16 protein-coding genes are annotated in these 21,987 nt (G+C 60.6%); 8 read left to right on the top strand and 8 right to left on the bottom strand.

Features of this window, described 5'->3' with window-relative positions:
• The first annotated feature begins 1 nt into the window (after nucleotide 1).
• Nucleotides 2-2,092, top strand: coding sequence for a glycosyltransferase (locus tag L2Y94_RS04065; protein ID WP_247373278.1), 2,091 nt, complete (start codon nucleotides 2-4; stop codon nucleotides 2,090-2,092).
• Between the two features lie 2 nt (nucleotides 2,093-2,094).
• On the opposite strand, the gene L2Y94_RS04060 is transcribed toward L2Y94_RS04065, so the two are convergent.
• Together L2Y94_RS04060 and L2Y94_RS04055 are read right to left on the bottom strand one after the other, a co-directional pair.
• The gene (locus tag L2Y94_RS04060) at nucleotides 2,095-2,475 is read right to left on the bottom strand and encodes a hypothetical protein (RefSeq protein WP_247373277.1); all 381 of its coding nucleotides are present in this window, start codon (nucleotides 2,473-2,475) and stop codon (nucleotides 2,095-2,097) included.
• A complete protein-coding gene (locus L2Y94_RS04055) occupies nucleotides 2,465-4,270 on the bottom strand; it encodes an LTA synthase family protein (RefSeq protein ID WP_247373276.1) in 1,806 nt (601 codons plus the stop codon). The genes L2Y94_RS04060 and L2Y94_RS04055 overlap by 11 nt, the downstream gene beginning before the upstream one ends.
• Nucleotides 4,271-4,610: 340 nt before the next feature.
• On the opposite strand from L2Y94_RS04055, the gene L2Y94_RS04050 reads away from it, so the two are divergent.
• The 7 genes from L2Y94_RS04050 to L2Y94_RS04020 all read left to right on the top strand — a co-directional run bounded on the left by L2Y94_RS04050 (nucleotide 4,611) and on the right by L2Y94_RS04020 (nucleotide 11,864).
• Nucleotides 4,611-5,357: an electron transfer flavoprotein subunit beta/FixA family protein gene (locus L2Y94_RS04050; protein WP_247373275.1), complete on the top strand. Its 747-nt coding sequence runs from the start codon at nucleotides 4,611-4,613 to the stop codon at nucleotides 5,355-5,357.
• A gap of 22 nt (nucleotides 5,358-5,379) precedes the next feature.
• The gene (locus L2Y94_RS04045; RefSeq protein WP_247373274.1) at nucleotides 5,380-6,321 is read left to right on the top strand and encodes an electron transfer flavoprotein subunit alpha/FixB family protein; all 942 of its coding nucleotides are present in this window, start codon (nucleotides 5,380-5,382) and stop codon (nucleotides 6,319-6,321) included.
• A gap of 114 nt (nucleotides 6,322-6,435) precedes the next feature.
• A complete protein-coding gene (locus tag L2Y94_RS04040; protein ID WP_247373273.1) occupies nucleotides 6,436-7,857 on the top strand; it encodes a UbiA family prenyltransferase in 1,422 nt (473 codons plus the stop codon).
• A complete protein-coding gene (locus L2Y94_RS04035; protein ID WP_247373272.1) occupies nucleotides 7,857-9,158 on the top strand; it encodes an FAD-binding oxidoreductase in 1,302 nt (433 codons plus the stop codon). Before L2Y94_RS04040 ends, L2Y94_RS04035 begins: the two co-directional genes overlap by 1 nt.
• Before the next feature lie 2 nt (nucleotides 9,159-9,160).
• Nucleotides 9,161-9,895: an SDR family oxidoreductase gene (locus L2Y94_RS04030; protein WP_247373270.1), complete on the top strand. Its 735-nt coding sequence runs from the start codon at nucleotides 9,161-9,163 to the stop codon at nucleotides 9,893-9,895.
• Entirely contained in the window at nucleotides 9,892-10,317 is a 426-nt protein-coding gene (locus L2Y94_RS04025) for a GtrA family protein (RefSeq protein ID WP_247373269.1), read from the top strand. Before L2Y94_RS04030 ends, L2Y94_RS04025 begins: the two co-directional genes overlap by 4 nt.
• Before the next feature lie 11 nt (nucleotides 10,318-10,328).
• Entirely contained in the window at nucleotides 10,329-11,864 is a 1,536-nt protein-coding gene (locus L2Y94_RS04020; protein WP_247373268.1) for a hypothetical protein, read from the top strand.
• A gap of 319 nt (nucleotides 11,865-12,183) precedes the next feature.
• On the opposite strand, the gene L2Y94_RS04015 is transcribed toward L2Y94_RS04020, so the two are convergent.
• The 6 genes from L2Y94_RS04015 to L2Y94_RS03990 are packed head-to-tail and all read right to left on the bottom strand — an operon-like array spanning nucleotide 12,184 to nucleotide 21,727.
• Nucleotides 12,184-13,239 (bottom strand): acyltransferase family protein, encoded by a 1,056-nt coding sequence (locus L2Y94_RS04015; protein WP_247373267.1) that lies wholly within the window; start codon nucleotides 13,237-13,239, stop codon nucleotides 12,184-12,186.
• A 21-nt stretch (nucleotides 13,240-13,260) separates the two neighbouring features.
• Nucleotides 13,261-13,782, bottom strand: coding sequence for a hypothetical protein (locus tag L2Y94_RS04010; protein ID WP_247373266.1), 522 nt, complete (start codon nucleotides 13,780-13,782; stop codon nucleotides 13,261-13,263).
• Nucleotides 13,779-18,473: a glycosyltransferase gene (locus L2Y94_RS04005; protein ID WP_247373265.1), complete on the bottom strand. Its 4,695-nt coding sequence runs from the start codon at nucleotides 18,471-18,473 to the stop codon at nucleotides 13,779-13,781. Before L2Y94_RS04005 ends, L2Y94_RS04010 begins: the two co-directional genes overlap by 4 nt.
• Nucleotides 18,470-19,819: an ABC transporter ATP-binding protein gene (locus tag L2Y94_RS04000; RefSeq protein ID WP_247373264.1), complete on the bottom strand. Its 1,350-nt coding sequence runs from the start codon at nucleotides 19,817-19,819 to the stop codon at nucleotides 18,470-18,472. Before L2Y94_RS04000 ends, L2Y94_RS04005 begins: the two co-directional genes overlap by 4 nt.
• Nucleotides 19,809-20,654, bottom strand: a complete 846-nt coding sequence (locus L2Y94_RS03995; protein ID WP_247373263.1) for an ABC transporter permease — start codon at nucleotides 20,652-20,654, stop codon at nucleotides 19,809-19,811. The genes L2Y94_RS04000 and L2Y94_RS03995 overlap by 11 nt, the downstream gene beginning before the upstream one ends.
• A complete protein-coding gene (locus L2Y94_RS03990) occupies nucleotides 20,651-21,727 on the bottom strand; it encodes a trans-sulfuration enzyme family protein (protein WP_247375114.1) in 1,077 nt (358 codons plus the stop codon). Before L2Y94_RS03990 ends, L2Y94_RS03995 begins: the two co-directional genes overlap by 4 nt.
• Nucleotides 21,728-21,987: the final 260 nt, after the last annotated feature.

Here is a 21,987-nt window from a genome sequence, read left to right as displayed (position 1 = left end):
CGTGACCGGCAAGCTCACCTGGCGCTATCGCCGCTTCGTGTCCATCGCCCAACGCGTGCGCTCCAGCGTGGCGTTGCGCGGTTGGCGCGGCACGCTCTCGCGGATCTCGCAGGAGTTCGCCAGCCGGCCGGCGTTCGACGACACGCTGGCGCTGCTGCCGCTCGACGTACCGTTCGAACCCTTCGAGCTGCCGTCGTCGGCGCAGCCGCGCGTGTCGATCGTGATCCCCGTGCATGGCAAGCTCGCCTATACGCTCGCCTGCCTGCGCTCCATCGCGGCTGCACCGCCGAGCGATCCGTTCGAGGTGATCGTGATCGACGACGCGTCGCCGGACGAGACAGCGGATACGCTCGCGCGAGTGCGTGGCCTTCGCCTGCTGCGTAACACGGAAAACCTCGGCTTCGTCGGCAGCTGCAATCGCGGCGCCGCGGAAGCCCGGGGTGAATTCGTCGTCTTTCTCAACAACGACACCCAGGTCACGCCGGGCTGGACCGAAGAACTGCTGCGCTGCTTCGATCTGCGGCCGAACTGCGGCATCGCCGGAAGCCAGTTGGTCTACCCGGATGGACGCCTGCAGGAAGCCGGTGCATGGGTGTTCGCCGACGGATCGGCCTGGACCATCGGACGCTTCGAGCCGCGCACCGATCCGACCGTGCGCTATGCGCGCGAGGTCGACTACGTATCGGGCGCGTCGCTAGCGATCCGCTGTGAGACGTTCGCCGCGCTGGGCGGATTCGATGCGCGCTTCGCGCCCGGATACTATGAGGACACCGATCTCGCGTTTGCCGCGCGCGCGGCAGGGCTCGAGGTCTGGTACGTGCCGACCAGCGTGGTGATACATGCCGAAGGCATCAGCTCGGCGGGCGCTCCGCAGAACGGCATGAAGCGCTTCCAGGACATCAACCTGGCCAAGTTCGCCGATAAGTGGCGTGAGGCGCTCACCCGCCAGCCCGCTCCCGGCACCCCTCTCGCCCGCGTGGCCGAGCAGCGCCGACGCGGCACGGTGCTCGTCGTGGACGTCGCCACGCCGGACGCCTCGCGCGACTCCGGGTCGCTTCGCCTGATCTCCATGATGCGCCTGTTGGTGGACGATGGCTGGCATGTGGTGTTCGCCCCTGACGACGGACGGGCCGACGACGCGGCGATCCGCGAACTGGGCCGTTTGGGCATCGAGGTGATCGCACGGCCGTGGAACGACGGCGTGCCATCGTGGCTATCGCGGAACGCTTCCGGCCTTCGCGCGGCGATCCTTTCGCGGCATACCGTCGCCGCGCAATACGCGCCTTTCGTCCGCCGCCATGCCCCCGGGGCGAAGCTGATCTTCGATACCGTCGACCTGCATTTCCTGAGGGAAGAACGCGGTGCCGAACAGGCCGGCAGCGCGGCCCTGTCCCGGCAGGCGTCGGTCACGCGCGAGCAGGAGCTGAAGCTCATCGCCGCGGCGGACACCACCTTCGTGGTGAGCGAATACGAGCGGAGCCTCCTGGCCCGGATGCTGCCGGATGCCCGCGTGGAACTGCTCTCCAACATCCACGAGGTGCACGGCCGAACTCGCGGCCATGAAGGCCGCCGCGACCTCCTGTTCGTCGGCGGCTTCGGCCACCCGCCCAACGCCGACGCCATGCGCTGGATGGCCGACGCCATCTTGCCGGCCCTTCATCGCGTGCTGCCGGACGTGCGCATCCTCGTCGCGGGTGACGTGCCCGAGGGCGAGCGCAGGACGCTTGCCGCCGCCGGGCTGACCATGCTCGGCCGCGTGCCGGATCTCACGCCACTCATGGAGTCGGCGCTGGCGTCGATCGCACCGCTACGCTTCGGCGCCGGCGTCAAAGGCAAGATCAACATGGCGATGAGCCATGGGCTGCCGGTGATCGGCACGCCGATGGCAGTGGAGGGGATGCGGTTGACCGATGGTGTGGATGTGCTGACGGCCGAGACGCCGGACGATATCGTCGCGGCCTATCGCACGCTCGCCGGCGACCCGTATCGGTGGACCCTGCTCTCGGAGCGGTCCCTGGCACACGTCGAAGAGCATTTTTCGGCCACCGCCGCCCTGGCCGCCCTTCGCAACGCGATAGGTCGGCGCGCGTGACGTCACTGGGCGGCCGTGACCGGCAACGGGCATTTCTCTGACTCCAACGTTCGTCGAGCCAGTCGCCTTCCGTCTTGATCCGTCAGAAGAACCGTCGTTCCATCCATTATCCAGGGACCGGTTTTCGCGCTTCCCTGCGCCGCGGTCGCGAGCCAGAGCTTCGGCTCGTCTCCCAATTGATAGATCAGAATACCCACCGACCGGGCATACGGGGCATTCCATGCGATATCCACCGAAACGGGAACGGTTTGGCAGGCCGGAAGGCGCGTGGGGCTCACGATGAGCGTGACCCGCGGCCTCCATGCGACGCAAAGAACGATCAGGGCCGCCGCCGTGAGCACGACGTCGAATGCCTTAGGGAGGAAACGCCGATCAGTCCTCATGCGCTTGACTTCCATAGAACGCATCGAACCGACCCGCGAGACGCATGCGCGCCACCGACTGGAGCCCTGGGCGTATCTCTTGCCGTGGCGCCCCGCCCCCTTGCTCGAGCAGCCGCCCCGCGTTACCGACGACACGGAAATAGCTGGGCTCCCGAAGTCCTGCCTGGCGGAAGATCTCGTCCGCCAGCATCCATGCGTAAATGTGACGCGGCGACATGGAATCGACTGGCGGCTCGCTGCTCAGGATGACCCAGGGAACGTTCTGCTCGTAAGGAGAGAGCCCATTCCTGAAACCGCCCGCCTGGTAAACGAACTCGAGGCCCGGCAGGTGATCGCCATAAAAGACCAGTAAGTAAGGCCGCCTTCGCTGTTTCAGGTAAGTCCAAAGGCGTCCAAGCTCTTCGTCCGCATGCCTGATGTGGTACGTGTAAGTTCGGAATTCGTCGGCGGCCTTATCGGGCCATGCCGCGGGAACGGATCGGGCCGCCCGCTCCGCTTCGTTTCGCACGGGCATGTGCCGATATGGCCCGTGCGCCTCGATGCTGATGGCGAAGATAAAGCTGGGCGAATGCGATTTCTCGAGAGAGTCGATGATCTGGTCCGTCATCGACCGATCGGAAAGGTATAGGCCATCGCCATAGGCGGAAGAAGGAAACGCCTTCCTCGCGATGAACTTCTGAAATCCCATGGCCTGGAAGGTGGCTCGCCGGTTCCAGAATTGCCCGCTGTTGGGATGAATGGCAGTCGTCGAATATCCCGCGTCGTTCAATGCACTGACGATGCCTTCGATCCTCGGTTTGGATATCTGGAGGTAAGGAAATTGCAAATCCGGATAGGCTTCCAGCGGAATGCCGGTGAGGAACTCGAATTCCGATCGAAGGGTGCCACCGCCGAAGGTGGGTACGGTCATGTCCCGCACGCCCGTTTCCCTCTGGGCGCGATGCAAATGGGGCAGGAGTTCGTCCGTGTCGACACCCTGCATGAGGGCGGGGTCGAAAAAGGATTCGCTCTGGACCACGACGATATCGGGTGCCGTCGCGGCGCCTGATCCTTCCGCGACGCCGGGAGGAAACGTCGCCTTCTCCAAGGCCAGGAGCTCGCCTGCCGCCACCGGATCGGGCTGAACGTCTAGCGCCTTTTGATTTGCAAGGTTCCAATAGACAAGGGAACTAAGCAATCCCGCATGCAACTGGCTCGCCATGGATTGGTAGGTGATGCCGAGTGCATCTTCGTCGTACACCCGCTCGACAAACCTGCTGGCCGAAAGCAGCCACCATCCGAGCGCTATGCTCGCGATGAGCGACGTAGCGCGAGCGAGCCTGTGATTCTTGAAAATGGGCGCTTCATAACGCCACCCGAGCACCGCGACACCAAGGAGTACGACAGCCGACGCGGATACCACTGGCACATCGACGTAATGCCCCAGCAAAGTGATGCTCGACGTATCGAGCCCCTTGACGAAGAAATAATCGGTCGGCATGACGGTCGAGTGCAGGTACTCGACCTTTTTCATGTTCGCCACGAATAGGGCGACCAGGAGAGCCGCTTGCAGGAGCGAGGCTAGCCAAGGGCGATTCGTGATGGCCAGCAAGATGCCGTAGACCGCCAGCAAGGGCAGGATGCCAGCGAAGAATCCCCGGGAAAAGAGATAAGCCCCCCAATCGAGACGAAGGGAATAGCGGTCCAGTACCCAGGACAGCGCAATCAGGACGACACAGCCCGATGCGCCCTTGGCCCAGGACGACATGCTCCGCGAGCCGCCCGGACGAGCGGCAGATCCGACCACGTTTTGCATACCTCTCCCCTATCCCTTGCGCAACGACCTGCCCTCGTTGCCATCCTTCCGTCATGTGGATGACGCACTGACCATACCAGACAAAGATGTAATTTCGGCAGCAAATATCGCATACGCATCTATTTCACCACCCAGGCTCTTGACAAGAGCAGCGCGGCTTGCTCAAAAAAAGCTCCCCTCCCTCCAAGGGGCAGTCCGCCACGTCCTCCGCGCGAGGCGCCGACGTGCCAAGGCCTATCTCGCGCCGCGTCATACCGAGAGCCGAAGATTCGCTAGAATGGCGGGTCAACCCCGAGGCGGCCGCGCAAGCGGCGAACGCCCCTACGAACAGGAACCGAGAATGAAGATTCTGGTCGGCTACAAGCGCGTCGTGGACTACAACGTGCGCATCCAGGTCAAGCCCGATGGCACCGGCGTGGTCACCGACGGCGTGAAGCTCTCCGCCAATCCCTTCGACGACATCGCCCTCGAGGAAGCCCTTCGCCTGCGCGAAAAGGGCGTCGCCGACGAGGTCGTGGTGGTGGGCATCGGTCCTTCCGACCTGACCGCCCACCTCCGCAACGGCCTGGCCATGGGGGCCAACCGCGCCATTCACATTCAAACGGCCGACGCCGTCTCTCCGTTGACCGCTGCCCGGACCTTCCTGAAGCTGGTCGAAAAAGAGCAGCCGGGCCTGGTCATCCTGGGCAAGCAGGCGATCGACGACGACGCCAACCAGACCGGCCAGATGCTGGCTGCGCTGTGGGACCGCCCCCAGGCCACGTTCGCCGGCAAAGTCGAGATCGCCGACGGCAAGGCCACGGTCACCCGGGAGGTCGACGCCGGCCTGGAAACCATCGAGGCCGACCTTCCCGCCGTGATCACCACCGACCTGCGCCTCAACGAGCCGCGCTTCATCAAGCTGCCCGACATCATGAAGGCCAAGAGCAAGCCCATCGACGTGATCGAGCTGGGTTCGCTCGGCGTCGATGCCGCCGACCACCTCAAGACCACCCACTATGCGGCGCCCTCCAAGCGCAGCAAGGGCGTGATGGTGAAGGACGCCGCCGAACTCGTCGCCGTCCTCAAGGAGAAGGGCCTGCTGTAAGGCGGCCCATCGGAGAATCGACATGACCAAGATCCTCGTTATCGCCGAACACCTGGACGGCAAGCTCAATGCCTCGACCGCGCGCGCCGTGAGCGCGGCCGCTGCCGTCAAGCCCGAATCCATCGACGTCATCGTGCTGTCCGACGCGCCCGACGCCGTCGCCGCCAACGCGGCGAAGATCGATGGCGTGGGCAAGGTGCTCACCGTGAGCCGTCCCGAAAACGCTCACGCCCTGGCGGCGGTGCTCGCCCCGCAGATCGCCAAGGCGGCCGCCGGCTACTCGCACGTATTCGCCCCGTCGACCACCTTCGGCAAGGACGTGGCCCCCCGCGTCGCCGCCCTGCTGGGGGTGTCGCAGGTGAGCGACGTGATGGCCGTGGAAGGCTCGCACACGTTCAAGCGTCCCATTTATGCCGGCAACGCCATCGTGACCGTGGAGGCCGATACCTCCGTGACGGTCGTGGCCACGATTCGCACGGCTTCCTGGCCGGCCGCCGCCTCGACCGGTTCCGCGTCGATCGAGGCCCTGTCGCTCGACGTCGCCCTGCCCTCTCATACCCGGTTCGTGAACCTGCAGCAGGGCAAGAGCGACCGCCCCGACCTGCAGGGCGCGCCGAAGGTGGTGTCCGGTGGGCGTGGCGTCGGCTCGAAAGAAAACTTCGAGATCGTCTACAAGTTCGCCGACAAGATCGGCGCCGCCGTGGGCGCGTCGCGCGCGGCGGTGGACGCCGGTTACGTTCCCAATGAGATGCAAGTCGGCCAGACCGGCAAGATTATCGCGCCGGAGCTCTACATCGCCGTGGGCATCTCGGGCGCCATCCAGCACCTGACGGGCATCAAGGATGCCGGCACGATCGTCGCCATCAACAAGGACGGCGAGGCGCCGATCTTCGAGATCGCCGACATCGGCCTGGTGGGGGACCTCTTCAAGATCCTTCCGGAGCTGGAATCGGCGCTCGGCTGAACTATTGAACCTCGGCAGTTGGGGGCTCACCTGGGAAATACTCTCCTCTGTCAGGTCGATATCTCTGCGAAGTGCTACAACATCTACTCATGACACCGGCGAAAAACGGAAGAAATGGCACAAGAAAGCACCCCCCTATGTGTCGACCTGGATGGCACCCTGATCCGCTCTGATTTGCTGGTGGAGTCAGCGCTCGCGCTCATTTCCCAACACCCTCTCATGATCTTCAGCATGTTGATATGGCTCATGCGGGGGAAAGCCTATCTCAAGAAGCAGATAGCGATACGTGTGAGTCTTGACGCCAGCTCTCTGCCGTATAACGAAGAACTTTTGGCATGGCTCCGCAACGAGCGAACGCACAGGCCCCTTATTCTTTGTACGGCGTCGGACATGCGCCTCACCGCACCGGTCGCGCAACATGTAGCCATCTTTGATGACGTTCTGGCGAGCGATGGACACGTCAACCTGTCGGGCAGCCGGAAAGCGGAAGCCTTGGTCGAGCGATTTGGACAACACGGATTCGACTATATCGGCAACGCACCGGTAGACATCGCCGTCTGGAAACATGCTCGCTTTGCCTACGTCGTCGAGAGGGGCACGACCCTTTCATCGGCTGCCTCAAAGGTTGCCCGCGTGGAACGCCGCTTCGGCGTACCGGGTGGAGGGATGAAGGCTTGGGCGAAAGCCATTCGAATTCATCAGTGGATCAAGAATCTGCTGGTGTTCCTGCCCCTGATCGCCGCGCACCGGATTTTCGACGTTGGAGCACTCACCAATGCAGTGCTTGGCTTCCTTGCGTTCGGGCTCTGCGCATCAAGCGTCTACCTGACCAACGATCTCCTGGATTTGCCGTCCGACAGAAAACATCATCGCAAACGCAACAGGCCGTTTGCAGCGGGAACCCTTCCGGTCGTCGCAGGACCCGTTCTGGCCTTTGCGCTTCTCTTCGCAGGCTTCGCCCTTGCATTCGTGGTATCCACCCAATTCACCGCCATACTGCTTTGTTATTACATCCTGACGACCGCTTACTCCTTCAAATTGAAACGCATCATGATGTTGGACGTGGTGGTGCTGGCGATGCTTTACACCAGCCGCATTCTTGCTGGGGCTTCGGCAACACAGACGGCGCCATCCTTTTGGCTCCTCGCCTTCTCCATGTTTATTTTCCTGAGCCTGGCGATGGTGAAGCGCTACACCGAGCTGCTCGGCCTCCAGTCGCGCGGAGAAGTCACCGCGAGCGGACGAGGCTATGACGTCGAAGACATTCCTTTGATTCAGTCGATGGGCAGTTCCAGCGGGTATCTCGCCGTGCTCGTGCTGGCGCTCTATATCGAAAGCACGGCAAGCAGCATGCTGTATCGACACCCGCACTATCTGTGGATGCTTTGCCCTTTGCTCCTCTACTGGATCAGCCGAACTTGGGCCATTGCGCATCGTGGCGTGATGCACGATGACCCCGTCGTGTTCGCTGTGATGGACAACACGAGCCGCATCCTTGGCGTCGTGGCCGCCATCATTATCGCATTGTCCATCTGATGGCAGCCGGCCGATCATGGGGACGCTACCCGGTGACCTCGGAACGTGTCGTGCCGCTCTCAGACAGGCTCGCGCCGTTACCGCCCGCTCAGCTCCCGGTGCTGCCTTTGGGCAATGCCCGAAGCTATGGGGACAGTTGCCTGAACGATGGCGGCATACTCCTGTCCACGAAGAATCTGGATCGTTTCATCGCGTTCGATCCGTCTACCGGCGTCGTCACTTGCGAAACCGGCGTGCAATTTGCGGATATCTTGGACCTGGTCGTTCCGCAAGGATGGTTTTTGCCGGTCACGCCAGGAACCCGCTTCGTTACTGTCGGCGGAGCCATAGCCAACGATGTACATGGAAAGAACCACCATCGAGCAGGCACGTTTGGTCACCACATTATCGCTTTTGAATTGCTGCGTACCGATGGCTCACGTCTTCTGTGCACTCCGGAGGAGAACGCGGATTGGTTCGCGGCCACCATCGGTGGCCTGGGGCTTACCGGGCTCGTCACATGGGCACGGATCCAACTGCGGCGAATCGCGGGCCCCTGGATGGCATCGGAAACGCATCGATTTGAAAGTCTTGAAGAGTTCTTCTCTATTTCAGATGCATCCGACTCGGATTACGAATACACCGTATCCTGGATCGACTGCGTCGCTTCAGGCAAGGCATTGGGACGAGGACTGTTCAGCCGCGCGAATCATGCTCCGGCCAATCCCGACATGCGGCCGCTGCCATCCGGCAGGCGCCTGTCGGTTCCACTGACCCCACCCTTCTCACTGATCAATTCGCTTAGCCTGAAGGCATTCAACCACCTGTACTACCATCGCCAGCGAAAGCGCGTCGAGCACTCGACCGTCCACTACGAGCCGTTCTTCTACCCGCTGGACAGCGTAGTCAACTGGAACCGGGCATACGGTCCTCGTGGATTTCTCCAATATCAATGCGTGATTCCGCCACAATTCGCCTTCGACGGCATGGCCGAACTCATCAAGGAGATTTCGCGGTCGGGCACGGGGTCGTTCCTCGCGGTACTGAAACAGTTTGGACAGTCCCCGTCGCGAGGCATGCTTTCTTTCCCCCGTCCGGGCACGACGCTGGCGCTGGATTTCCCGAACGAGGGAAAGACGACATTCGACCTGCTTAGGCGTCTCGATGACGTCGTCGCCGACGCGGGCGGTGCCGTTTACCCTGCCAAGGATGCGCGAATGTCGGGGCCACACTTTCGTACTTATTTCCCCCATTGGAAGGCCTTCGGTGCATTCATCGACCCTGGGATATCTTCAAGCTTCTGGCGTAGGGTTTCGGAGTGACCATGCAGAAAATTCTAATCATCGGTGCGACATCCGCCATTGCCGAGGCCACCGCGCGCATCTACGCCCGGCGTGGCGCGAAGCTTCACCTCATCGCACGCAATCAGGAACGCCTAGAAGTCATCGCTGCAGATCTCTCTGCTCGTGGAGCCAGCGTCACTCACGAACAGCTCGATGTGAACGAATTGGCGCGTCATGAGGCGGTGGTCGCCCACGCCTTGAACATCCTGGGAGGATGGGACGTCGTGCTCCTTGCGCACGGCACGTTGCCTGACCAAGCAAGATGCGAGGCTGACGCAGACGTAGCCATTAGAGAATTCAATACCAACGCGACATCGACCATTGCGCTTCTCACCGTCATAGCAAATCGCATGCAAAGCGCAAGATCAGGAAGCCTGGCCGTCATATCTTCGGTGGCAGGTGATCGCGGAAGATCGAGTAACTACTTGTACGGCTCGGCAAAAGCGGCGGTAAACGCATTCATGAGCGGGCTCGACCAGCGGCTTGCGAAGTACGGCGTCCGCGTGACGACGATCAAACCCGGCTTCGTCGACAGCCCCATGACGAAGGACTTCAAGAAGGGCCCCTTGTGGGCCAAGCCCGAACAGGTCGCAAAGGGGATCGTGAAGGCCATAGAAAAGGGCCGGCCTGTCGCTTACCTGCCTTGGTTCTGGGCAGGGATCATGCTGGTGATCCGAACCATTCCCACCTCGGTCTTCAGGCGCCTGTCGCTGTGAAACAGCTTCGATTCATCGCTCTCTACGCGAGCTTCTGCATTGTTTCCATGGTTGCGAATATCGGCGCCCAGGCGCTCGCTTCGAGAGCGTATCGCGGACAGTTCGCCTTGCTCGCGGCCATGGTCGTCGGCACGGGCGTGGGGCTGTGCGTAAAGTACCTGCTCGATCGAAACTGGATCTTTCGGCATAAAAGCGACAGCACTGCACATGAGGCCCGCACCGCAACCATGTACACGGCGATGGGGCTCGTCACTACACTGGTCTTCTGGCTGATCGAATGGGGATTCGATCATGTTCTCGGCGATGCGTACCGTTACGTCGGCGCGGCGGTAGGCCTGACCATCGGGTATACCGTGAAGTACTTCCTCGATCGTCGCTTCGTTTTCAACACGGAAGGCCATAGGCCTCTTATCCAGCCTTAGGATTCCGCCTCATGAACCGCCAAAAAATCTCTTTCGCCATCAATCTACTGGCGTTCGTCGCGGTAAACGCCGTACTGGGCTATGTGTACTATCGATACGTCGCGGGCAGGACCTCGTTCTACGACGACACATTCATCTACTTGCACAATGCCGCGAACGTTGCAGAGCACTTCGACGCCAACTACTACCTGCCTGCCGACTCCCACGCGCTCCTTTCTTCGTCGCCGCTAAGACTGTTCTTCCTGAGCATCGCCGCTGCGCTCGCAAAGCTGTGGGTGCCGCTTCGTACGCTGCAGGGGGCGGCCGTCGTATTGGCTGTCGCTGCGTCTCTCCAGATTGCCGTGGCCGGCGTTTACTGGTTGTTCTCCAGGTCGTCCGGGGCCGCAGCCAGGGCATGGGTTTTGCTGATCCTATACTGGGGCATAGGCCTGGCGACGCACAGCTTCTTCGAAATGGAAGGAAGCATCGTCTTGATAGCGCTCGCTGCGCTTGCCGAAGCGGTGTGCCGTCGTCATGCGTTCGCCATGGGGGCGTTTGCGATGGTAGCTATCCTCGCTCGCCCGGATCTGGGAATTCTCGGTTGCGTCTTTGCCCTGACCGCTATCAGCCAGCGCCCCATAACGTCGTGGATACGCGGGGCGAGCTTAGGTTTCGCCGTGGTGGCGATCGTTTACGTCGGACTTTGCCTTGCAACTCGAGTCTATTTCATTCCGACGACGGTTTGGGCGAAATTGCTCTCCGGCCAAAGTCACCAATTTACGGACGAGCGCTTTCTTACTTCGTTGCCGGGGCGAATGGGTGCCGTACTAACCGGCATGAATTATCGGGCGACGCTACCGAACATAGTCGGCGGCATCGTTCTCGTTGCATCCGCCATATTCGCCTTTAGAATACTGGGACGGCGCGGTTTGTTTCCCATTGTCGTTGCGAGCCTTGTACTCTATCGCCTGCCGGCGGGCTTTCTTTGGTACTACGAGAACATACTGACTTGCTGCGTACTGCTCATTGCTATCGGCAGCGTGTGGTTGGCGCGGCGTCACCGGAGATATTTGTTCGTTCCGGTCACTTCCGCCGTAATGTTTCTTGCATGGTGCACGGCTTTTGCCTTTCCTAGCGATAACCTGCCCTGGAATCTCAGCAAAGGCCCCTCCGAAGGGTCAAGGGGCGTTGCCTACGCCAACCTCGCTTCGTTGCACAAGGGCAACGGCATATTCGATCTTCCTGGCTTTGGCCCCAGCTATATACGCGTATGCGAAATAGGAATGGTCTCATTCTTGGCCGGAAGTTCCGTTTGGACGAATGACCTTTGCGGCCTCGCGCAGACGGGAAATTTTGAAAGGGCAGCCAAATCGCCATTGAGACTCCTGTTCCCCAAAAGCGTCCAGCGAACGGGTGATGAAGAACTCGGTCGCTTCGGCAATACATCTCTTCCTGTCATAGACGTCTGGGCGAGGGACAACGCGGACGACCAAGTCGCTTCACAGCGCTGCGCTTACCATACGGCGCTGTATTGCATGAACGTATATAAGAATCCGCAACACCGCTAAGAACGCGACCATTTCTAGATAACCGGGCTACGCTAACGTAGGGACTTGGTCTCGCACTAAAGCGGATCAATTATGGAGTAAAGAGCTAAGCCTCCCCGTTTTGTCCGGGAGCGGGGCGCACGAGTATCCAGGCAGGCAGCACCGCGAACCACCATCGACGAGACATGCCAAAATATCGCGTCACTGGAACTATGTTCTTGATGGCCATTAGAGGCTTGCTGATCCCTGATTCATTCGACCGGACCCGCCCGATAATTTCACTGGAGTCGAACTCGAGAAGACATGGGACACATTAGGGCTATCGCTGAGGCGACTTCGGCTATCTGGCCACGACTGGAGATTTGCGCGAAAAGACGTGCTTCAGACGAAGGCAGGGCTTTTCGATCAAGTACCAGGACAGGTATCCAAAAATAATCGCCGTACACGAAGACAAAGCAAAATTAGCCAACGACGGCAGCTCAGGGAAGAAGTGCACAAACATCTGCTGTATTGGCCAACCCCACAGGTAAATGGCGTACGAGGGATCACCCCAAGCATCCATACGAGGCAGGCGGGGAATGTAAGCAAACCAAAAACAGAAATAACAAAGTGCGATCGCAAAGACGAAACCGTAGGCATCCAGCCCACGGCAGAGATACACGGCGAAAATTGCGGACAGGAGCCCTGCCGAGCTAATTCTTATCTCATCCTTGAAGGTAAAGATAAGAATGCCCAGGGAGAAATAGCCTCCTAGACGAATCCAGTCAGGATGCAAGGGCAGATTCCACGGGCAGCATATGCCCGTGATAAGCAACCCCAGGATAACCGAGGCAACCAACCATCGCCGCGCGAGTATTCCTAAGGAACCGAGCACGGCGACAAACACATACATCCTGAATTCCGCAGGCAAGGTCCATAGACTGCCGTTTACCGCATCGTGGGGATGAGTTGCGAAGACCCCGGGAAGGGAAAACCGCATGTCCGACGAAAAATGCAGGTTTTTCCTGACATATGCCCAAACGTCCGGATCGCGGAAATATTCTTTCAACGGAAGCGATGTAAACAGAGCCCCCATGACCATGCTGATGATTAACAGGCAGGCCAGATACCCGGGGAGAATCCGAAGTAGTCGCGCCTTCATGAATTCCCATAAGTCGGGCTGCCGAATAAAGCTTCCCGCCACCATGAAGCCGCTTATCACGAAAAACATATCCACGGCGATGGCGCCGCTATAGATACCCCATCCAGATGCGGTAAAGACCTCTTTCGCAGAACCATGAGGCGCGAGGTAGAAACTATGCCCGTAAATCACCAGCACGGCTGCCACTACCCGAAGCAGAAGGAAGTTGTCCTCTCGCTTGGCCAAACCTTCCGCAACCGAAATTGAGCGCCCCATATCCTCTCGCCCTTCTATGAACTATTGAACGTGCAACACGACTACATTCGAATCGACGATGGCACCCACCGTGGGTACGATCTCGACAATGATCGAAATACTGCCTGGCGAGCTTATCAGGACAGGAGGAACCTCTACCGTCACTACATCGCCATGACTTACCGGACGAAATGTATGGCTGCCAAATCGCAAGACGATGTTTAGACCGTCGACCGCTCTATCGAGCTTAAACCACATAGCGGAACTCCTGTTCGCCTGTTGGTTGAACGGCTGCCCCACCCTTGCGCTCGTTGGCCCGAAGGCAACGATTCTAATCGAACTTGGCGAATTTTCAGGCGCCTGACTCCGTGCGGCAGGCTCCTGAGAAGGATAGGCTTGCCTACCGCCTTCCTTGCTGCATCCCAACAACAGGAGCACCAAGAAAAAAATAGGCGCCACAGCGATCTTGAGTCGGCCTACTGCAACGAACAACATATCATGTGCTGACGAGCCAACCGGCTCCGACAAGACCCGCCTGCCATTGATCCGGCTTTCGATGTTCACTCCATCCCTTCCTTTATGACATTAAAGAGAGCCTTCTCCGAAAATGTCCTTAGCAAAAACTCTTGGGAACGCTTTGAGCGTAGCACCCACTCCTCGTCGCTATCGAGAAGCCGAAGAACGCTGGAAGCAAAGTCAATGGCCTCGTCATTTGCGAATACGAAGTCCGCAGCCTTCGCGAGGCCCTGCATTCCAGTAGACGTGGTGACCAGAGGCAAGCCATGACGCATTGCTTCAAGCACCTTGCCCTTCATCCCCCCGCCAAACCTTAGCGGAGCTATCGCCACGCGAGCAGACCGATACAGGGAGGTCAACACGTCGTCGCTGAGGAATCCGGTAACGAAAACGTCTTCGCTAGCCAGCGCCATGACCTCTGGCGACGGATTGGACCCAGCTAGAGTCACCTTTACCCCTGGATGTGCTCGCCGGACATGCGGAAGTACGCTCTGAACGAACCAAACCGCTCCATCGACATTTGGCGGATGTCCAAAACCAGCTACGAAGAGGATCCCTTCCCGCTCGGGAAGATTTTTTTCCACATCCGCCGGGACGTCTTCATAAGCGTATAGCGGGATCGTCAGGGCGTTCACCTGGCTACCGCGATCGGCCGCCCATCGCTTAACGAACTCGGTCTCGAGGTTCGAGGGATAATAAACCGCATCCATCCGCGTCCATAACGCCTCTTCCATTTGCTGGAATCGCTCCATCTCCGCCTTCGTTTCATCCGACGGGAGTACTTTCAATTCTTCGGCAAGGCGCTGGTGATGAATGTCGTGTCCATAGTACAAGCGTCGCGCTTGGCTATATTCCTCAACGCTATCGATAAAATTCATACTAACGTGTGGCCGACTGAAGATCACGGCATGGAGAGATCTTCCGTTCTCCCTGATCCATCGGTCGAAGTCGCCCACATATTCTCCGCCGTACATAACCTCCACACCAGCGTCCTGCAACGGAGTGGCATATAACTCATCGTGCCAGAGATTCTCCGGCCAGAACTTGACCGAATACCCTTGCTTGACGAGCAGCATCAGCAGCTGATAGATGGCACGCGAACCAGCATCCCTATCAGGCTGAGGAATATAGTGATCGATGACAAGTACAACCTTCTTCAATTGGCTTCGATCACGCGCGAGAAACGGGCGATCGGCATTGGCAAGATGCTCACCTTCCAAAGTGTCACGCCATCGCTCGCGAAGCTTTTTCAGGTTTTCGACCTGATAAGCTTTGATCCCTGCGGACGTGTCTGTGCCGTGGGAAACCCCTTCGTAATGAACGACGACTGACTTGGGCTCGAAGACTACTTTGAGACCTGCGGCTCGCACCTTGAAGGCAAGGTCGGTGTCTTCGCAGTAAGCGGGTAGGTACAACTCGTCGAAGCCACCCAATGACTCCCAGAGACTCCGCTCAAGCATGATCGACGCACCCGATATGTAATCGGTCTCGCGCGTGTAGTTGTAGATGCTGCGCGACGGATCGTCGAGACGACCGTAGTTCCAGGCGCTGGCATCCTTCCAGACGATACCGCCTGCTTCCTGTTGGCGCCCGTCCGGATAAACCAGCTTGGAGCCCACCATGCCGCAATCAGGCCAGCGACGAGCTGTATCCACCAGTGCGTCCAGCCAACCAGCAGTGACTTCCGTATCGTTGTTCAGGAAGTAGACGTAGTGCCCGCGAGCACGTGCCGCCGCTTGATTGCAGGATCGCAGGAAGCCGAGGTTGACCGGGTTTTCGTAATAACGAAGTCCGGGTACGTCGGCGAGGGCACCGATGTCAGGGTCGCCGGATGCGTCTTCGGCGACGATCACTTCGACCGGAACCGTCGGCAGATGGAGAAAGATCGACCGAACGCACGCCGCGGTGTGGTCGAGGCGGCCGTATGCCGGAATGATGATACTGACGACCGGATGCTCGACCACCGGAAACGAGACGCCATCCAGCAACGAGCGCGGATCGACCCCGGATTCGCCGATGAGGTCGGGAAGCGGCGCGATGCGCTGAGAACGCTGCATGAGAAAGCGTTTTGCGGGCTCCCTTATGAAATTCAGTGCGCGACTACGTATCCACGGTCGCCCGCGTAGCGACGCCACGACACCGTTCCAGTCCCTACGCACCACGCGCATGCCAAATCGCAGCGGCCGGGTCAGACGCCACGAGAGGGAGCGGACGACCTGCTCGAAATCCCTGCGAGTCGTTGAAAGCTCCCACTCCAGGTCTCCAAGGCGGGAAAGCGCCTTCGTCAGATCGGCGGAGATCTGCTCTTCACGAACACGGCTCGCCGCGGATGCGGCATTCGCGGCGACCAATTGCGCCTCGAGCCTGCGCAACACCGAAGGATCCATCGCGTCGACGGTAGAAGCATCGCCTGCTTGCCCTGAAGGTCGTTCCGCATCCATGCCCATGGTACGACGCAGCCGGGACAGCTCTTTCTCCAGTCCGTGGTCGCGCTTCCGAATGCGATCCAGGTCGTTGAGTAGGCTTTCGTTCTTTTCCGACAGCTCGCGAATTCTCGCTTCGGCGGAGCCGATCCGATCGCGCAGGATCCCGCTCGCATCCGAATCCGATGCCGCCCGGCGTTCGAGGGCGGCAAGATCGGCGCCCAGGCGCTCTGCACGGCGCACGGCCAGGGCATGATCCCGGCGCAGGTTGGTGAGCTCAAGAAGGTAAGCGCCGAGCATCGCGGCCTGCACGTCTCCATCGTCTTCCGCGAGCTGAACCAGGGCATCCAGCCGACCCTTGGCAGCCTTGAGCTGATCGTCCAGGTCGGTAGCCCACTTGGCGACACCATCGTGCTCACTCACCAGCGCCGCGTACCGGCCGCGAAGCTCATGGAGTTCACCATCGACGGACCGGCCCCAATGTGCCACCCGGCTATGCTCTTCGAGCAACGCATCGTGCTGCTGCTGCAGGCTGGACAGGTGGTTCGCCAACTCCGCCGAAGACGCCCTGGACGGCGATAGCGAACCCTCGCCCTGACTTGCCACCGATACCGGCATCATCGATGCGGCGAAGGCTTCGGGGGCAAGGTCGGACGGTCGGCCCGACACCTGCGACTGGAACTCGCGTTCCATCTTCAGATACCGTTCGATGTCGGTGTCTAGCAACAGGAGTTCGCGGCCACCCTGTCGCATCGCGTCAGCGACGAACTCGCTTACTTTCGCATGCCGTTCGTCGTAAGGCCGCGCCACCGACACGCAGCCCGACACCACCTCGAGCAATCCGCGAAACGCCAGATAGCCAAGGGGAATCGACTGCTCCGACCGCCATTCCAGATCGATGAATCGCGGATGGCCGTGGACGTCCTGGATGAGGTTGTGCGGCACGAGGTCGATAGCGTCACCCGGCAGAGCCATCTCCGCGCTGTACGACGACTGCTGCAGCGCATTGACGTCGAGGCCCAGATGCATGGCCACGGCATCGAGCCAGCGGCGCATCCACTCGCCGACGTCCTCAATCCGCCAGCCGTCCCGTAAAAGGATCTCGTACAGCTCGTCGGTAACGGCCCGGCCGTGGACATAGGCCTCGTCATTGGGACGGCATTCGAACTGACCGCTCTTGCGCTCCGCATCGACCAGGAAGCGCCGACGGACCCAGCTTCCACCACTGCCATGCTCGAACACTGCCTCCTTGGCGAATCGGGGGGCGCGCTCGGTGGAGAAGTGATAACCCGATACGTTCGTGTTGGTAGCGCCGAAGGGAGTATCGGCCGGGCGTGCATGGGCGACGGCGAGGAATGAATTGCTGACGTCGGAGAGAAGCCCGTTCTGCGCGGCCACTCGCCACGCACGATCGAGCGCGAACAGCGGAGGGCGCGCCAGCTGCGGATCCTTGGTCACGGACGCCGCCGCGAGCGCCACGCCGCCGTCGAAGCCCGGCATGGCGTCGCCGTCTCGGGAGAGCAATACCGACACCGGCAGTTTGTAATCCGGGAAAGGCAAGGCAAACGCCACCTCGGCGAAACCGGCTTCCAGCAACATGTTCTCCAGCGTGGCCTTGCCGTACGTGCGCGCACCACTCGTGCCGTACAGATCAGCCAAACCGAGCATCGGCCGTCCGAGGTGATCTTCGGGCGCTCCCGCAAAATATTTCAGACCCAGCTGGTTCTCGATAGCCACCAGCAGTACGCCGCCAGGCTTGACCAAACGACGGGCGCACTGCAACCAATGCGTGGCCGCATCCGGTCGCTTGGCGAAACGCTCGGCATACTCGAGCACGCCGATCAGCGTCACGACGTCGAATTCGCCCTTCCCCTCGAATGCTTCGAGGTTGTCGACCACCACGTCGACGCCAGGCAGGTCTTCGCATCGCTTCGCAGCGACACGCGCCCTACGAGCGGAGGGCTCGATCGCCACCACCGAACGCGCTGTCTCGCCGAGGTACCGAGTAATGGCACCGCAACCGGCACCGATCTCCAGCACGTCACCGCGAAGCATGTCCTCCAGCGGGCGCAACAGGTTCGCGCGTCGCGAACTGAAGTAATAGCGCGTCGGCCAATCGATGATCTTGGCGGCCAGCTCGGCCGACAACACTGAGCGATCGCTGCACGAGGCGATGAGCCGGAAGAGATTTTCCTCCACGGCGTCACCGTCGGAGTAAGCCCAGTCGTGCACTTCGTCCTGGCGGAACCAGCAAAGCGACGCCTCGTCGTAGCGATAGGCACCCAGGCGTTTCGTCGCGTCGAGAGAAGGTTTCATAGAAATTGCATCCTGGCACCCAGGTCGGCGATGCCGATGAAGGGCGAGTCCGGTTCGACACAGAGATGGATGGCGTCGTAGCGACGATCGTGCGGCACGGCTTCGCCGCTTCCGTCACGGCTGGCGATGCCGACCGAAAGGAAATAATCGCCGGGGGCGCACTTCAACGCGAACTGGCACAGCATGACGCCCGATTCGTCCGGACGACCGGAGGGAAAGCCCCCCTCCATCGCGGCCATTTCCGTATTCGTACCGTAGACGGTCACGCCTTCCTTGGTCTTCAGCGTGATGCCCAGGATCGGTCGCGTGATGTCCGCGTGGAATCGATAGCGCACGTAAAGCGACAACTCGCCGCCGCTGCGGAACACCGGTGGAAAGGCTTCGTCGCCCTTGAAGATCGCGAAATCCATCAGTTCCGCGCGGCCGTCCCCCCAACGGTGCTCATAGGGATTGTAGGCGGGGCGCTCGTTGAACATCGGCTCGTGGCGTTCGCCGAATGCCGGATCGAAATCCATGAGCTGGGCGTTGACCGTCGCGTCGCCCGCATGCTCGCCCGTCTTCGGTGCGGCTTCGATGCGCTTACGCCCGTACAACAGGTCGAGATAGCGATTGACGACGGGACGCGGCTCGCCGTCATCGAGTTTGTGCCCGCCGTCGATCAGGATCGCCCTGTCACAGTGCGTTACCACCTGCTCGGTCGAGTGCGTCACCAGTAGGATCGACGTGCCACGTTCGCGAAGGGCCTTTAGCCTGGCGAAGCACTTGGCCTGGAAACGGGCGTCGCCCACCGCTAGCGCCTCGTCGACGATGAGCACGTCGGGATCGATCTGCGCCTGCACGGCGAAGGCCAGACGAACGGTCATGCCGCTGGAATACGTCTTGACGGGTTGATGGACGAAGTCGCCGATATCGGCGAATGCCAGGATATCGTCGAGGCGCGCGTCGACATCCTCGCGCGAAAGTCCCAGCAACGATGCATTGAGGTAGACGTTCTCCAACCCGGTGAACTCGGGATTGAAGCCCGAGCCGAGTTCGAGCAGCGCAGCCACCCGCCCGTCCACCGTGGCCGCTCCTTCGGTGGGCGATACGGTACCGGCGATGATCTGCAGCAGCGTCGATTTGCCGGAACCGTTGCGTCCTATCAACGCCACGCACTCGCCGCGGTTCACGTGTAGCGACACGCCATGCAATGCCCAGAATTCCTGGAAATAGCGCACCTCGGGACCACGCGTCAGCCGGCGCACGCCGGACGCGACCATTTGCTTGAACCGGTCCGAGGGCTTGGCGTAGATCTCGTAGCGCTTGCTGACCCCGCGAACGTCGATGACCAGTTCGTCAGATGACATCGGCAAAACCTTTTCGCGTGGCATTGAAAACCAGCCAACCGAGCCAGGACACCAGCAGGGACGCGACCAGATAGGCGACGGTGTCGTCGACCGCGGGCAGGCGGTTCCACAGGATCAGGCCACGCGCGGTCTCGACCACGTACGTCAGCGGACTGAACGACTGCAACCAGCGATACTGTTCCGGCAAGCTCGTACGCGGATAGAAGATGGGAGAGAGGAACACCAGAGAGGTGGTCAGCACCATCATGATCTGCTGCGTGTCACGGAAGTACACGCCCAGCGCCGAAAAGAGCCAGGTCACTCCCGCCACCATGGGCAGGAAGATCAGCAGGAGCAATGGAAAGAGCAATGCCGCGGGAGCCACCGTGGTTCCCGTCGCCACGAGTGCCACGACCAGCACGATGGTGCTGACAAACGCGTGAAACAGCCCCGTTCCCACCGTCACCCACGAAAGCGTTTCGAGCGGAAAGATCACCTTCTTCACGTAGTTCGGATTGGACGTGATCAACACCGGCGCCCGGTTCAGGCATTCGGAGAAGAAATTGCTGATGATCAGGCCGATGAAGAGGATGATCGCGAAGTTGACCTGCCCCGTCTCGGCGGATGTCCAGCGCGACTTGAAGATATAGCCGAAGACGAACGAGTAGATCGCCAGCATCAGCAGCGGATTGAGGAAGGCCCAGAACATGCCTCCCATAGACCCGCGGTAACGGCCAGAGACGTCGCGACGGCAGAGCTCCCAGATCAGCCGCGCATGACGCGCGAGCGACACGTAGGGAGCGGCCGGATGCATGGGAACACGAAGCGCGGCCGACTTGAGCTGGGTTCCGGTCATGCCAGGACGGACTCGAGTTCGTCGCGGAGGTCGGCGAGATCTTCCACGCCCACCGAAAGACGAATCAACCCATCGGAAATCCCTAGCTTCTTTCGCGTGGCGGCCGGAATGGAGGCGTGCGTCATGATGCCCGGATGCTCGATCAGGCTCTCCACACCTCCCAGGGATTCGGCCAGCGCGAAAAGCTCGCAGCGCTCGAGGACCCGGCGCGCACGGGCCTTTCCGCCCTTGATCTCCACCGAAATGATGCCGCCGAAGCCGTTCATCTGTTTGCGTGCCAACGCATGCTGGGCGTGGCTGCGCAGGCCGGGGTAGATCACCCGCTCCACGGCCTTGTGCTTCTCCAGCCAGGTAGCGAGGGCCAGGGCGCTCTCGCAGTGCTGACGCATCCGCAGATGCAGGGTCTTCAGACCTCGCATCGCCAGGAAGGCATCGAACGGGCCGGCGACCGCCCCGATCGAGTTCTGCAGGAACGCCATCTGCTCGGCAAGCTCGGCGTTGGCGGCGACGACGATGCCACCGACGATGTCGGAATGCCCGTTGAGGTATTTGGTGGCCGAGTGGAGCACGAGGTCGGCGCCAAATTCGATCGGGCGCTGCAGCATCGGCGAGCAGAACGTGTTGTCCACGACCAGGATCAGGCCATGCTTCTTCGCGAACGCGGCCACCTTGGCAAGGTCCACCAGCTGGAGCATGGGATTGGTGGGCGTCTCGGCCCAGATCATGCGTGTGTTGGGCTTGAGCGCGGCCTTGAGCGCCGCCGGATCGTTGAGATCGATGAAGTCGAACTCCAGGGCCGCCGTCCGCCGCCTAACGCGCTCGAACAGACGATAGGTGCCGCCGTAGAGGTCGTTCATGGCGATGACGTGGCTACCGGCATCCAGTAGCTCCAGTACCGTGGAAGCGGCGGCCAGGCCGGAGGCGAAGGCAAAGCCCTGCACGCCACCTTCCAACGAGGCCACGCAGGCCTCGTAAGCCATCCGGGTCGGATTCTGGGTGCGCGAGTACTCGAAGCCGGAATGCTTTCCAGGACTTTTCTGTACGTACGTTGACGTCGCGTAGATCGGCGTCATGATGGCGCCGGTCGACGGGTCGGGAGACTGGCCCGCATGAATGGCACGCGTGCCGAGACCGTGCTCCTTGGGGGCATTCTTTGCGTAAGTATTTCTTTTCACTGGAAATAATCTCAAGGATTCATGGGCCGTTCAAGCGTCGCCCCTCGCAAACGGCGCTACATATTACACTTGACGCCCTACGCGCTGTGGGTATCCGCCTAGACGGTATTCGTACCCGTCCGTATACGCCGTGAATACGGTGCTTTTTCGGCGGCGCA

The sequence above is a fragment of the Luteibacter aegosomatis genome, from assembly GCF_023078455.1.
GTDB classification, from domain to species: domain Bacteria; phylum Pseudomonadota; class Gammaproteobacteria; order Xanthomonadales; family Rhodanobacteraceae; genus Luteibacter; species Luteibacter aegosomatis.
Note: the sequence above shows the minus strand (reverse complement) of the source record. Positions and strands in the feature narration are given on the sequence as shown.